The 13,366-nt window shown below is 68.8% G+C and carries 11 protein-coding genes; 2 read left to right on the top strand and 9 right to left on the bottom strand.

Features of this window, described 5'->3' with window-relative positions:
* Positions 1–2: 2 nt before the first annotated feature.
* Positions 3–1,400 carry an argininosuccinate lyase gene (argH, locus tag Q0741_RS04630; RefSeq protein ID WP_298232019.1) on the top strand — a complete coding sequence of 466 codons (1,398 nt, stop codon included), beginning with the start codon at positions 3–5 and terminating at the stop codon, positions 1,398–1,400.
* Positions 1,401–1,503: 103 nt separating this feature from the next.
* Here argH and Q0741_RS04625 read toward each other — a convergent pair whose 3' ends face one another.
* The 9 genes from Q0741_RS04625 to Q0741_RS04585 form a co-directional block, all read right to left on the bottom strand.
* On the bottom strand, positions 1,504–2,559 hold the full coding sequence (locus Q0741_RS04625; protein ID WP_298232018.1) for a hypothetical protein: 1,056 nt from the start codon (positions 2,557–2,559) through the stop codon (positions 1,504–1,506).
* Positions 2,560–2,787: 228 nt separating this feature from the next.
* Positions 2,788–4,089: a hypothetical protein gene (locus tag Q0741_RS04620; RefSeq protein WP_298232017.1), complete on the bottom strand. Its 1,302-nt coding sequence runs from the start codon at positions 4,087–4,089 to the stop codon at positions 2,788–2,790.
* Between the two features lie 565 nt (positions 4,090–4,654).
* Positions 4,655–5,518, bottom strand: coding sequence for a formate dehydrogenase accessory sulfurtransferase FdhD (locus Q0741_RS04615; RefSeq protein ID WP_298232065.1), 864 nt, complete (start codon positions 5,516–5,518; stop codon positions 4,655–4,657).
* A 45-nt stretch (positions 5,519–5,563) separates the two neighbouring features.
* Complete coding sequence (locus tag Q0741_RS04610) at positions 5,564–5,929, bottom strand: hypothetical protein (RefSeq protein ID WP_298232016.1); 366 nt, start codon at positions 5,927–5,929, stop codon at positions 5,564–5,566.
* Between the two features lie 20 nt (positions 5,930–5,949).
* Positions 5,950–7,077: a formate dehydrogenase subunit gamma gene (locus tag Q0741_RS04605; protein WP_298232015.1), complete on the bottom strand. Its 1,128-nt coding sequence runs from the start codon at positions 7,075–7,077 to the stop codon at positions 5,950–5,952.
* Between the two features lie 19 nt (positions 7,078–7,096).
* The gene (locus tag Q0741_RS04600; protein WP_298232014.1) at positions 7,097–7,351 is read right to left on the bottom strand and encodes a hypothetical protein; all 255 of its coding nucleotides are present in this window, start codon (positions 7,349–7,351) and stop codon (positions 7,097–7,099) included.
* Positions 7,348–7,998, bottom strand: coding sequence for a formate dehydrogenase FDH3 subunit beta (gene fdh3B, locus Q0741_RS04595; protein WP_298232013.1), 651 nt, complete (start codon positions 7,996–7,998; stop codon positions 7,348–7,350). The genes Q0741_RS04600 and fdh3B overlap by 4 nt, the downstream gene beginning before the upstream one ends.
* Positions 7,999–8,028: 30 nt before the next feature.
* Positions 8,029–11,028, bottom strand: coding sequence for a formate dehydrogenase subunit alpha (locus Q0741_RS04590; RefSeq protein WP_298232012.1), 3,000 nt, complete (start codon positions 11,026–11,028; stop codon positions 8,029–8,031).
* A gap of 163 nt (positions 11,029–11,191) precedes the next feature.
* On the bottom strand, positions 11,192–11,404 hold the full coding sequence (locus Q0741_RS04585) for a formate dehydrogenase (RefSeq protein ID WP_298232011.1): 213 nt from the start codon (positions 11,402–11,404) through the stop codon (positions 11,192–11,194).
* A 413-nt stretch (positions 11,405–11,817) separates the two neighbouring features.
* On the opposite strand from Q0741_RS04585, the gene Q0741_RS04580 reads away from it, so the two are divergent.
* On the top strand, positions 11,818–13,221 hold the full coding sequence (locus tag Q0741_RS04580; RefSeq protein WP_298232010.1) for a sigma-54 dependent transcriptional regulator: 1,404 nt from the start codon (positions 11,818–11,820) through the stop codon (positions 13,219–13,221).
* The last annotated feature ends 145 nt before the right edge of the window (positions 13,222–13,366 follow it).

Below are 13,366 nucleotides of genomic sequence, written 5' to 3'. Positions count from 1 at the left end.
TTATGTCCTCGAACCAACTCGACAAGAAGGCGCAAGCCTGGTCCGCCCTCTTTTCCGAGCCGATGAGCGAGCTGGTCAAGCGCTACACGGCCAGCGTGGACTTCGACAAGCGGCTGTGGCAGGCCGACATCGAGGGCAGCCTCGCGCACGCGGCCATGCTGCAGGCCGTGGGCATCATCTCCGAGCAGGACCTGGCCGACATCCGCCGCGGCATGGCGCAGATCCGCGCCGAGATCGAGGCCGGCAGCTTCGAGTGGAAGCTGGACCTGGAGGACGTGCACCTCAACGTCGAGGCGCGGCTGACGCAGCTCGTGGGCGACGCCGGCAAGCGGCTGCACACCGGTCGCAGCCGCAACGACCAGGTCGCCACCGACGTGCGGCTGTGGCTGCGCGGCGAGATCGACCAGCTCCAGCCGCTGCTCTCGGGCATGCAGCGCGCGCTGGTGAGCGTGGCCGAGAAGAACGTGGACACCATCCTGCCGGGCTTCACGCACATGCAGGTCGCGCAGCCAGTGAGCTTCGCGCACCACATGCTGGCCTACGTGGAGATGTTCGCCCGCGACGCCGAGCGCCTGGCGGACCTGCGCAAGCGGGTCAACCGGCTGCCGCTGGGCTCGGCGGCGCTGGCCGGCACGAGCTACCCGCTGGATCGCGAGATGGTGGCGCGGCTGCTGGGTTTCGACGCCGTGACGCAGAACAGCCTGGACGCCGTGAGCGACCGCGACTTCGCCATCGAGTTCACGGCCTTCGCCTCCATCACGATGATGCACGTCTCGCGCCTGGCCGAGGAAATCGTGCTGTGGATGAGCCAGAACTTCGCCTTCATCGACCTGGCCGACCGCTACTGCACGGGCTCGTCGATCATGCCGCAGAAGCGCAACCCCGACGTGGCGGAACTCGCGCGCGGCAAGACCGGGCGGGTGTACGGTCATCTGACCGCGCTGCTGACGCTGATGAAGGGCCAGCCGCTCACCTACAACAAGGACAACCAGGAGGACAAGGAACCCCTGTTCGACGCCGTGGACACGCTGCGCGACACGCTGCGCATCATGGCCGAGATGGTCGAGGGCATCCTGGTGAAGCCCGAGGCGATGGAGAGCGCCGCGCGCCGCGGCTACGCCACCGCCACCGACCTGGCGGACTACCTGGTCAAGAAGGGCCTGCCCTTCCGCGACGCGCACGAGGTGGTGGCGCACGCGGTGAAGGTCGGCCTGCAGCGCGGCGTGGACCTGTCGGAGCTGCCGCTGGACGTTCTGCAGCAGTTCCATGCCGCCATCGGCGAGGACGTGTACGAGGTGCTGACGCTGCGCGGCTCGCTGCAGGCGCGCCAGGTGCTCGGCGGCACGGCGCCGGTGCAGGTGCGCGCGCAGATCGAGCGCCACAAGGCGCGGCTGGCCTGAGCCTCGTTCCGCGCCACCCGCGCATGAAAAAGCCCGGCACTGCCGGGCTTTTTTGCGGGTCAGGCACGGGCGCGGCACCACGGGCCGCGGTGGGCGCCGAGGCTCAGAACGCGAGGGCCAGGCCCAGGGTCAGGAAGCCGTAGCGCTTGTCGAACTGCTCGGCGCTAACGCTGTTGTAGGTCATGGGCAACTCGCCCGCGAACTGGTGCGTCATCATCTGGCCGCGCAGGAACACCAGCGACTTGGCCGTGGGCTTGTAGCCGGCCTCCAGCACGAGCACCTGGTTGCTGCGCACGGGCGAGCCGCCGCGGGTCTTGACGGCGTCCTCCACGTCGCTGCGCCGGTGCGTCATGTGCAGCAGGCCGCCGCGGAACAGCCAGTCCCCGCTGCGCCACGTGGCATTGATGCCGGCCTGGTAGGTCAGCGCGTGGTAGCGCGCTTCCTTGTTGATGTCCACGCCGAACTCGTTGTCGCCGCTGGGTTCGATCAGCGTCGTTCTGCCCCCGTTTTTCTTGACACAGACGGCGCGGAGCTCCGCCCGTGTGAGCAGCACATCGCACAGGTCGCCATTGCTGCGGACGGCCTGACCCGAGACGCTGTCCAGCGTGACCCTGCTGTAGCCGATGCCCGCGATGCCGTTGAGGTGCAGGTTCGCGGTCACCGGCCAGCCGCCGATCACATCGAATTGCAGTTGCGTATCCCCGGGCTTGTCGGCATGCAGCGAGCGGAAGGTCGTGCCGCCGACCTTGTAGTTGAGCTCACGGTCGAACCCGGATGCGCTGTCGCCCCAGGCGCTGGCGCGCAGCGCGAGCTGGGGCTGGCGCAGGCTCTCGTAAGGCTTCGGATCGGCGCCCAGGACCAGATACTGCGCGGCCACCTGCCAGGTCGTCACGTCCGCATCGAAACTCTTGAACACCAGCCGGCGCTTGGCCAGTCCGCCTTCCAGGCGCAGCCGCGGCGTCAGGTCCCAGGCTGCACGCAGGGTACGGCCGTAGTAGTCGCCCGAGGAGGTGGAGGCGCCGTCGGGACGCAGGTGCAGGAAGTCCACCCGGTCGTTCGCCACGTCGTAGCCCAGTTCCAGTTCGACCGATGAATCCGGCGCGCCCACATGCGCAGGCTGCGTGCTCAGCAGCGCATCCAGCGGCGCAGCCACTGCCACGCAGGACAGCGCCGAGAAAGCGACCAATGCACCCAGGGTCCGCACACCGTGGCAGCGATGTGGGCGCACATTGAGGACGACGCGACGTTTGAGGAACGACATGATGCAGACGGCAGCGGTTCGGGCCTGGAGCACCCGCACGGGGGCACTTCATCGTGGAACAAAAAAAGAAGCGGCTTGGGACCAAGCCGCTTCTTGCGCTAGGGGGTCAGAGACCGGGTACGGCGATCAGTTCGCGAGCACCGTGACCTTGCCGGTGAAGCCCGCGCCGGCGACGTTGCCGGTGGTGTTGGGGACGCTCACCACGGTCTGCGCCAGCGCGCCGCCGTCGGCCTTGCGCAGGTTGAAGTTGGAGATGGCGGCCGTGACCTGGAAGGTGCCGGTGACGTTCAGGTAGCTCTCCAGCGTCGGCTTGTTCTCATCGGTAGCCGTCTCCAGCGCCTTCTTCACCATGGCGCTGTAATCCAGCGTCAGGGTGTTGTCGGTGACGGTCACCGGCTTCTGGATGGTGCCCAGCGGGCCGGTGTAGCTGACGGTGCCGCCATTGGCCTTCTTGCCGTGCAGGTGGATGTTGGCGTCGGAAGCCACCGTCATGGCCAGTTGGCCAGCGCTCAGCGTGAAGTTGACCTTGTCCAGCACCACCTGCAGGGCACGGTTCTGGCCGCCCTGCTCAACCAGCGACAGGCCCACGGCGCTGGTGCCCACGGTGGGCGCGCCGGTGACGACGGCCTTCAGGCTGATCTTGTCGAAGTTGCTCAGCGTGATACCAGAACCCAGCTCGGCCAGCGTCTTGGATTCGGCACCGAACTGGATGGAGTCATCCTGCAGGGCGAAGAACTTCGTGCCCGCAGCCGGATCGATCTTGACGGCGGGGTCCTGCAGCGCCTTGGACAGCGTCGTCAGAGCATCCAGCGAGGCCGCGCGCAGAAACTGGTCAGCTTGGCCCTTGATGTCGGCCAGCACGGCCTTGAGGTTGGCGAGGTCGATGGCGGAGCCCGCGGCGCTCTTGGCCGCCTCCTCCAGCAGCGTGGAGTTCAGGCCCGATGCCGAAATCAGCGTCGTGCCCGCCGGCGCGTTCTTCAAGACGGTGGCCAGCGACAAGGCCACCTTGGCGTAGAACGCCTGCGGGTCAGCATCACCGGCGAGCGTCGCGGCCAGCTGGGCGATGTACTGCTGCACGGCCAGCGTGGCCGTGTAGACCGCCAGGTTCGTGGTCGGGTCGGTGGCGGTCAGCTTCGTGCCAGGGGGCAGGCCCAGCAGCGCCACCAGGGTTTCTTCCTTCACGCCCTCGACGATCAGCGTGGTCAGCGGCGTGAGGTACTGGCTCTGCGCGGGGGCCTTCATCACGCCGGTGAAGTCGAAGCCGGTGTCCGTGTTCTTGCCACCGAAGCCCACAAGGGGCGCTTCGCAGTAATGGACTGCGAACTTGCCATTCGCGTCGGTCGTGGTGGAGGGCTCGCCGGAGTCGAGCACGCCATCCTTGTCCAGGTCGCAGAAGACCGTGCCACCCTCGACGTAGCCATCGACCATCCAACCTTCCGTATGGGCCGGGCCATCCCCGCCCCCACCGAAACATCCGGCGAGACCAACGACAACGAGGGCAGCGGCAGCAGCGAGCGGGGCTTTCTTGCAGATGAACATGGGCAAAGTCCTCAGAGGCAGGGATGCAGGGGGGATTGTTAGTAAAAGCCAGTGCTGATACTAAATGGATACTTCAGTATCAATATTAGCACCCTGGAATGCTGCATCGTAAAGCCGTACTGGTGTCTTTTCCCCCTGCATATCTCTTGGCAACGCGCTGCCGTGTGTGAAATTTGACAAACTCATTTGGATACATGAGGTGTAAGCAAGGCTACCAGCGCTTTGGCTGGCTGATGCAAATCACGGCCAGGAATGCACCCGAGAAGTGCGCCATTGGGACGGGACTTGATCGGCAGCCGCCAAAGCGACTGCAGCCGCGTTCGACGCGGGTGCGCGGGAACAGCAAGCCGAAGCACGGCGCGGGAGCAGCGCTCCGTGCGACCTTGCCGGGCCGAATGCCCCGGCGAGTGCTGGATGTGATGTCAGGCAGGCCCGTTGGGCCTGCGGGTGCGGTTCAGCTCGACCGCACCACCCGCGCCACCGGCGGCGCGGGCTCGGGCTCGGCGTCGAAGCGCTCGAAGCCCGAGTAGCACAGGAAATGGCGGTTGGCCGCGCGCCCGAAGAGCGTCATGCCCAGCCGCGTGGCCAGCTCGTGGCCCATCTGCGTCACGCCGTTGCGGCTCACCACGATGGGCACGCCCATCTGCGCCGCCTTCATCACCATCTCGCTGGTCAGCCGCCCGGTCGTGTAGAAGCATTTGTCAGCCCCGTCCACGCCATGCATCCACATCCAGCCGGCGATGGCGTCGATGGCGTTGTGGCGCCCCACGTCCTCCACGAACCACAACAGCTCGCTGCCACGAAACAGCGCGCAGCCGTGCACCGAGCCCGCCTTGCGGTGGATGCTCTCCATCTGCATCTGGCGCATGCGCTCCAGCTGCGCCGCCAGCGTGGACTGGCGGATGCGCGCCTGCGCCGCCGAGGGCAGGCGCAGCTCCTCGAAGCTCGCCATCGCGTCGCCGAACACCGTGCCCTGGCCGCAGCCGGTGGTCACGATGCGCTTGGCCGTCTTGCGCTCGAAGTCCCGCACGCCCTCGCGCGTCCTCACGGCGGCGGCCGAGACTTCCCAGTCCACCGTGATCGATTCCACCTCCTCCACCGAGGCCACCAGGCGCTGGTTGCGCAGGTAGCCCAGCACCAGCAGCTCCGGCGCCGCGCCCAGCGTCATGAGCGTGACCAGTTCGCGCTTGTCCACGAACACGGTCAGCGCCCGCTCGTTGGGCATGTGCAGCACGCGGCGCTGGCCGTACTCGTCCAGCACCTCGACCTCGCGCGTGAGCGCCGCGCCGGTGTCGGTCAGGCGCGGCAGCAAGGGCATCTTCGAGACGGGTTGCATGGCAGCCATGCTACGGGCCCTCGGCTTTCAGGGCTTCTGGGGGGGCACTGCCGGGGCGGCGGGCGCTGCAGCAGCCGTCGTCGCGGGGGCCGCGGGTGCGGCAGCGGCGGCCTCGGCCGGCGTGTACACGAAGGGGCCCGGGTCGGCGCAGGCCGGTGTCGCCACCACCTCACCCGCCGGCTTGCCGGCTTTCTTCTGCTCGTCCAGGGTGCGCGCGGCCACGCGGTCGCTGGCCTTGCACAGTTGATAAGCGGCAACCTTGTCGCTCCACGCCGCCTTGGCCCTGGCTTCCTCGGCCTTGGCCTTGGCCTCGTCGGACGGCGGCGGCAGCTTGGCCCATGCGGCCCCGGCGGCCAGGCTCAGCGCCAGGGCGGGAATGAATGCTTTCTTCATGGTCTGGATTCCTGAACGCATCACGCGCGGGGCGTGGCGATGGGGGTCGCGGGCGGCGTGGCGCCGGCCGAGCGCTGCGCGGGGATCTTCCCGGCCTTGACGTCGTTGAACCACAGCTCGTGGTGCTCGCGCGCCCAGTCCTCGCTGACGTAGCCGGTGCGCATGGCGCGGTAGGCGCCCTTCACGCCGATCGAGCCCATGTAGATGTGGCCCATGAACAGGCACATGATCAGGATCGTCGAGGCGGCGTGCAGCATGTGCGCCCAGTGCATCTGGCCGCGCGTGTAGTCCATGTCCGGGATGAGCTTGTCCAGCACCAGCCCGGAGCCCACCACCATGCTGCCCAGCCAGAACATGCCGACCCAGAACAGCGTCTTCTCGCCGGCGTTGAAACGGTGCGAGGGCACGTGCCGGCCGGTGAAGAGCCCGCCGCCCTTGAGCGCCCACTGCCAGTCCCAGGCCCTGGGCCAGTTGTCGCGCGCGAACATGAGCAGCATCACCACCATCGACACGGCGAAGGCCGGGCCGGCGAAGTTGTGCGCGGTCTTGAGCGCGTAGCTGAGCCAGCCGAACAGCGCCGTGCCCATCACGGGCAGCAGGAAAAACTTCCCGAAGGCCATCACGATGCCCGAGACGGCCAGCAGCAGGAACGCGCCGGCGTTGACCCAGTGCGTGGCGCGCTCCAGCGGCGTGAAGCGCTCGATGGTCGGGGGCGCGTGGTCGTCGTGGCCCATGGGGCCGCGCTTCCAGTAGAACAGCCCGATGGCCACCGCCACGATCAGCAGCAGCGAGCCGCCGTAGGGGATGAGCCAGCGGTTGCGCACCTGGCGCCAGGCCTCGCCGGCGTTGGTCAGCGTCGAGCCCGGGTACTGCGTGAAGCGCTGGATCAGCACGCCCTTCTCCACGCCGGGCAGCGTGGTGAAGCCCTCGACGACGCCGCTCTCGCGCACGCCGCGCCACATCGGCGCGTTGTTGCCGGGCTGGCTCCTGGCGCGCTCGGCGTTGGTTTCATCGGCGCGCGGCTCGGCCGGCGCGACGAAGCCGGCCGGCGCCGAGGCGCCCGCGCCGGCCGCGGACTGCGCCAGCGCCGGCAGGCCGGCACCGGCCAGCGCCACGGCCAGCAGGAGTTTCTGGATCAAGCCTCGCATGGCCTCTCCTTGGATGGCGTCACTGCTGCGGCGCCGCGGCGGGCGAGCGCGAATACTCGTTCTGGCCCTGGGCGCGGGTGCGCAGCTGCTGCTCCCAGCTGGCGCGCTCGCCGGCGTTCCAGCCCGGGGCGTTGTACGCGGCCTGGCCGCCGGTGTGGGCCGGCGTGTCGGCCTTGACGCGCTTGGCGCCCAGCTCCTGCGAGCGCTCGCCGCAGGCCGCCAGGGCCGAGAGCGCCGCCGCGGCGGCCACGATGAGCATCAGGCGCGCGCTCACGACTTCACCTCCGCCTTCACCGGCTCGGCCTTGGGGCCGCCGCTGCCCTGCTGCGGCTGCGAGGGCTTGCCGTAGGCCGTGCCCCAGCCCCACACCTCGCTGCCCTTGCCGCGCTGCACCACGCGCTGGCGGAAGATGTCCGCCACCACGTCGCCGTCGCCGCCCAGCAGCGCCTTGGTCGAGCACATCTCGGCGCAGATCGGCAGCTTCCCTTCGGCCAGACGGTTGCGCCCGTACTTTTCGAACTCGGCTTCGGAGCCGTTGGCCTCGGGGCCGCCGGCGCAGAAGGTGCACTTGTCCATCTTGCCGCGCAGGCCGAAGGTGCCGTTGGTGGGGAACTGCGGCGCGCCGAAGGGACAGGCATAGCTGCAGTAGCCGCAGCCGATGCACACGTCTTTGTCGTGCAGCACCACCCCTTCGTCGGTGCGGTAGAAGCAGTCCACCGGGCACACCGCCATGCACGGCGCGTCGGAGCAGTGCATGCACGCCACGGAGATGCTCTTCTCGCCGGGCACGCCGTCGTTGAGCGTGACCACGCGGCGGCGGTTCACGCCCCAGGGCACCTCGTGCTCGGCCTTGCAGGCGGTGACGCAGCTGTTGCACTCGATGCAACGCTCGGCGTCGCACAGGAATTTCATTCGGGCCATGTCAGGTCCTTCTTTCTATGGCTGCAGGCCTCAGGCGCGCTCGATCTGGCAGAGCGTCGTCTTGGTCTCTTGCATCATGGTCACGCTGTCGTAGCCGTAGGTCGTGGCGGTGTTGACCGCCTCGCCGCGCACCACGGGCATGGCGCCCTGCGGGTAGTACCGCGCGAGGTCGATGCCACCCCAACGGCCGGAGAAGTGGAAGGGCAGGAAGACCGTCTCCTCGTTGACGCGCTCGGTCACCAGCGCCTTGACGCGGATGCCCTTGAAGCCCGGCACCGCTTCCATGGTCGGCGTCCTCACCCACACGAATTCGCCGTTGCGGATGCCCCGGTCGTTGGCGGCCTTGGGGTTGAGCTCGACGAACATCTCCTGCTGCAGCTCGGCCAGGTACGGGTTGGAGCGCGTCTCCTCGCCGCCGCCCTCGTACTCCACCAGGCGGCCGCTGGTCATGATCAGCGGGAAGCGCTGGCCGATGTCCTTGTTCTTCTCCTGCACGCTCTTGTAGAGCGTGGGCAGGCGCCAGAAGGCCTTCTTGTCGTCGTGCGTCGGGTACTTGGCGATCAGCTCCGGGCGGTTGGAGTAGATCGGCTCGCGGTGCTGCGGGATCGGATCGGGGAAGTTCCACACCACGGCGCGCGCCTTGGCGTTGCCGAAGGGGTGGCAGCCGTGGTTCTTCATCACCACGCGCTGGATGCCGCCGGAGAGGTCGGTCTTCCAGTTCTTGCCCTCGGCGGCCTTCTGCTCGGCCTCGGTCAGCTCGCCCCACCAGCCCAGTTTCTTGAGCAACAGGTGGTCGAACTCGGGGTAGCCGGTGGTGATGTCGGCGCCCTTGGAATACGAGCCGTCCTCGGCCAGCAGGCTCACGCCCTCGCGCTCCACGCCGAAGTTCGCGCGGAAGTTGCCGCCACCCTCCATGATGTGCTTGCTGGTGTCATAGAGGTTGGGCGAGCCCGGGTGCTTCAGTTCCGGCGTGCCGTAGCAGGGCCAGGGCAGGCCGAAATAGTCGCCGTCGAGGCTGTAGCCGGTGGCCTTGTCGATGCCGCCCCTGGCGCGCAGCGTCTTGACGTCGAAGACGTGCATGTTGCGCATGTGCGCCTTCAGCCGCTCGGGGCTCTGGCCGGTGTAGCCGATGGTCCAGACGGCCCGGTTGATCTCGCGCAGCACCGACTCGGGCTCGATCTCCGGCATGTTCCCCTTGCCCGGGACCATCTTGTAGCCCTGGGTGAACTCCTTGCCGAAGCCGAGCTTGTCGGCCAGCTGGGCCATGATCATGTGGTCGGTGCGGCTCTCCCACAGCGGCTCGATCACCTTCTCGCGCCACTGCAGCGAGCGGTTGGAGGCGGTGCAGGAGCCGCTGGTCTCGAACTGCGTGCACGCCGGCAGCAGGTACACGGCGCGGTTGGGGTTGGCGTCCTCGGGACGCCCCGGCATGGCCGCCATGCCGGCGGTGGCGCTGGGGAAGGGATCGATCACGACCAGCAGGTCGAGCTTGTCCATCGCCCGCTTCATCTCCAGGCCGCGGGTCTGGGAGTTGGGCGCGTGGCCCCAGAAGATCACGCCGCGCAGGTTCGGGTCCTGGTCGATGAGCTCGTTCTTCTCCAGCACGCCGTCGATCCAGCGCGAGACGGTGATGCCGGGCTTGGTCAACATCCCCGGGGCGTAGCGCTTCTTGATGTCCTCGAAGTCCAGGCCCCAGACCTTGGCGAAGTGCTTCCACGCACCCTCGGCCAGGCCGTAGTAACCGGGCAGCGAGTCGGGGTTGGGGCCCACGTCGGTGGCACCCTGCACGTTGTCGTGGCCGCGGAAGATGTTGGTGCCGCCGCCCGATTTACCCACGTTGCCCAGCGCCAGCTGCAGCAGGCACGAGGCGCGCACCATGGCGTTGCCGATGCTGTGCTGGGTCTGGCCCATGCACCACACGATGGTGCCGGGGCGGTTCTCGGCCAGCGTCTTGGCGACCCTGAAGGTCGTTTCGCCATCAACGCCGCAGACCTCCTGCACCTTGTCCGGCGTCCACTTGGCCAGCACTTCCTCGCGCACCTTCTCCATGCCGTAGACGCGGTCGTGGAGGTACTGCTGGTCCTCCCAGCCGTTCTTGAAGATGTGGTGCATCACGCCGAACAGGAACGCGATGTCGGTGCCCGAGCGGATGCGCACGTACTCGTCGGCCTTGGCCGCGGTGCGGGTGAAGCGCGGATCGACCACGATCACCTTGCAGCCGTTCTCCTTGGCATGCAGCAGGTGCAACATCGACACCGGGTGCGCTTCCGCCGCGTTGGAGCCGATGTAGAGCGCCGCCTTGGCGTTCTGCATGTCGTTGTAGGAGTTGGTCATCGCGCCGTAGCCCCACGTGTTCGCGACGCCCGCGACGGTGGTGGAGTGGCAGATGCGCGCCTGGTGGTCGCAGTTGTTGCTGCCCCACAGGCTCATCCACTTGCGCAGCAGGTAGGCCTGCTCGTTGTTGTGCTTGGACGAGCCCACGACGTACATCGCGTCCGGGCCGCTCTGCTTGCGCAGCTCCAGCATGCGGGCGCTGATCTCGTCGAGGGCCTGGTCCCAGCTGATGCGCTGGTACTTGCCGTCCACCAGCTTCATCGGGTACTTGAGCCGGTACTCGCCGTGGCCGTGCTCGCGCAGCGCGGCGCCCTTGGCGCAGTGCGCGCCCATGTTGATGGGCGAGTCGAACACCGGTTCCTGGCGCACCCACACGCCGTTCTCGACCACGGCGTCCACCGCGCAGCCCACCGAGCAGTGGCCGCACACGGTGCGCTTGACTTCCACCTTGCGGCTGCCGTCGGCCGCGGCGGCGGCGGGCTTGTCGGCGGCCTGGGCCTTCTGCACCAGGCTGAGCTGCGAGGCGGCAATGCCCGCCCCCACGCCCAGGCCCGAGCGGCGCAGGAAGGCGCGGCGGTCCAGGGTGCCGATGGCGCGGCGGTTGAAGGCGTCGATGCCACGGGTCAGGCTGGAGACCAGGCCCGAGGACGGTTGGCCGGCGGCGGCCGGCGTGGCGCTCTTGCGCGTGAGCAACATGGAGAGGGACCTCTTCAATGTCCCGTCACGCCCGCGCAGGCGGGTGTCCACGTGGACCGGGCTTGCATCCCGGCGATGCGTGGATGCCCGCCCCCGCCTGCACGGGGGCAGGCTCTGCGCGGGCATGACGAGGAAATGTTTCAGCTGCGATCCGGGAGCCGGATCAGATGCGCGCCGTCTGGTAGTAGCGCAGCACGTGCGGCGTGACCTGGTAGCCGTCGCGCTTGGCGGGCTCGGCGGCGGGCTGCGCAGCGGCCACCGGGGCGGGCGCGGGATCGCCCTTGGGCAGCACGGCCGCAGCGGCGGCCAGGGCACCCACGGTGCCGGCGCCGGCCAGCGCGCGGCGGCGCGACAGTTTGGATTGGGGCTCGCTCATGGCTTCTCCTCGGCGGTTCGTCGTTCGGGGTGCGGCCGGCAGCGCATCGGGCTTGGGCCGTCTCGGTGTGCCGCGCTCCAGGCACGGGGCGCGGCGGGGTTCAGGGCTATGCAAGGCCGTGCCTAAGAGGCGGCGGCAGGTTGGCGACGGAAGCTGTTGCACGGCCCGTACCAAGTTGCGTGCGGCCCATAAGCCCTTTGGCGTCAAGGACTTGCGGCGGTTCAAGGCTTGCTGCGGCGCAGCAGCGCGACAACTTGGCGCGATGGCGCGCGACAAGTTGTCGCGACGCGTCCCGGCGCCGTTGCGCCAACCCGGCTACCCATTTCGGGGGGGCTTCCTACAATCCGGCCCGCCGCGGCGCGCCCCGGCGCCCCTCCCTTTCACCGCCTGCCGGCTTTTCCTGAAGTTCTGAAGTGACCCCTGATTCCCTGCCTCCCTCCCCCGCCGAGCGCTGGCCGCTGGCCAGCGTGCTGGTGGTGGACGACGAGGAAGGCATGCGCAACTTCCTGACCAAAACGCTGGCCACGCGCTGCGGCCAGGTGCTGGCCGCGGGCAGCGCCGAGGAGGCGGCGCAGCTTTGCGCGCAGCATCGCTTCGACCTGCTGATCCTGGACATCGCGCTGCCGGGCAAGAGCGGCATCGAGCTGCTGCGGGAGCTGCGCGAGCAGGGCCACTCCGGCGAAGTCATCCTGATCACGGCCTTCGCGGACCTCGACACCGCCATCGCAGCCCTGCGCGCCGGCGCATCGGACTTCATCCTCAAGCCCTTTCGCATCGCGCAGATCCTCAACGCGATGGCGCAGTGCCTGGAGCGCTCCCGGCTGGCGCGCGAGAACTTCATCCTTCGCCGCACGCTGTCGGAGAAGACGCCGCCCTCGCCGCTGGACGGTTTCGTGGGCAACTCCACGGCCATGGCGTCGCTGCAGCACGCGCTGCAGCGGGCCGCCGCGGTGCCCAGCACCGTGCTGCTGTCGGGCGAATCGGGCACCGGCAAGGAGCTGGCGGCGCTGGCGCTGCACGCGCGCAGCCCGCGCGCGGCCGGGCCCTTCGTGCCGGTGAACTGCGCCACGCTCTCGCCCGAGCTGATCGACAGCGAGCTCTTCGGCCACGCGCGCGGGGCCTTCACCGGCGCGGCCAAGGCGCGCGACGGCCTGTTCTATTACGCGCAGGGCGGCACGCTGTTCCTGGACGAGATCGGCGAGTTGCCGCTGCCGCAGCAGGCGGCGCTGCTGCGCGTGCTGGAGGAGCGGCGCATCCGCCCCGTGGGCAGCGAGCAGCAGATCCCGGTGGACGTGCGCATCGTCGCGGCCACCAACCGCGCGCTGGCCGAGGAGGTGCGCGCCGGGCGCTTCCGCAAGGACCTGTACTACCGGCTGCAGGTGATGGAGATCACGCTGCCGCCGCTGCGCGCGCACAAGGAGGATTTACCGGCGCTGGTGTCGCACTTCATCGCCACGCTGGCGCCGCAGCTGGGGCTGGAGCCCATCGAGGTCAGCGACGCGCAGATGGCCTACCTGCTGCAGTACGACTGGCCGGGCAACGTGCGCGAGCTGCGCAACCTGGTGGAGCGCTCGCTGATCCTGGGCGCGCTCAACGTGCAGGCGCTCTACCCCGGGCTGGAGCCCGCGCCGCAGCCGCGCGCGGGCGCTGGCACGGCTTCCGGCGCCGCGCCCACCGACCTGCAGACGCTGGAGAAGCGGCACATCCTGTCGGTGCTGGAGTCCGTGGGCGGCGACAAGACGCGCGCGGCGGCGCTGCTGGGCATCTCGCGGCGCACGCTGGAGCGGCGCTGGGCGGAGTGGCAGGCGGGGGTGTGAGGGCCAACCGCGCGCCGTAGGGTGGGCCGGAGAAAAAGCATCGTCATGCACGAACTGACTACAGCCGCCCACCTGCCCCAGACAGCCATGGGCCCGCAACGGGATGACGACATGTGCGCTTCGGCCAATTCGGTCATACGGCCGC

The organism is uncultured Azohydromonas sp. (assembly GCF_937926365.1).
In the GTDB taxonomy this organism is placed as follows: Bacteria; Pseudomonadota; Gammaproteobacteria; order Burkholderiales; family Burkholderiaceae_C; genus Azohydromonas.
This window is presented reverse-complemented; position numbering and strand designations above follow the sequence as displayed.

Coding starts and splice junctions, on each gene's coding strand:
- Q0741_RS04585 (WP_298232011.1), bottom strand. CDS start 11,404: ATGAGCGAGCCCCAATCCAAACTGTCGCGCCGCCGCGCGCTGGCCGGC.
- fdh3B (WP_298232013.1), bottom strand. CDS start 7,998: ATGGCCCGAATGAAATTCCTGTGCGACGCCGAGCGTTGCATCGAGTGC.
- Q0741_RS04605 (WP_298232015.1), bottom strand. CDS start 7,077: ATGCGAGGCTTGATCCAGAAACTCCTGCTGGCCGTGGCGCTGGCCGGT.
- Q0741_RS04620 (WP_298232017.1), bottom strand. CDS start 4,089: ATGGTCGATGGCTACGTCGAGGGTGGCACGGTCTTCTGCGACCTGGAC.
- Q0741_RS04615 (WP_298232065.1), bottom strand. CDS start 5,518: ATGCCCTTGCTGCCGCGCCTGACCGACACCGGCGCGGCGCTCACGCGC.
- Q0741_RS04610 (WP_298232016.1), bottom strand. CDS start 5,929: ATGAAGAAAGCATTCATTCCCGCCCTGGCGCTGAGCCTGGCCGCCGGG.
- argH (WP_298232019.1), top strand. CDS start 3: ATGTCCTCGAACCAACTCGACAAGAAGGCGCAAGCCTGGTCCGCCCTC.
- Q0741_RS04590 (WP_298232012.1), bottom strand. CDS start 11,028: ATGTTGCTCACGCGCAAGAGCGCCACGCCGGCCGCCGCCGGCCAACCG.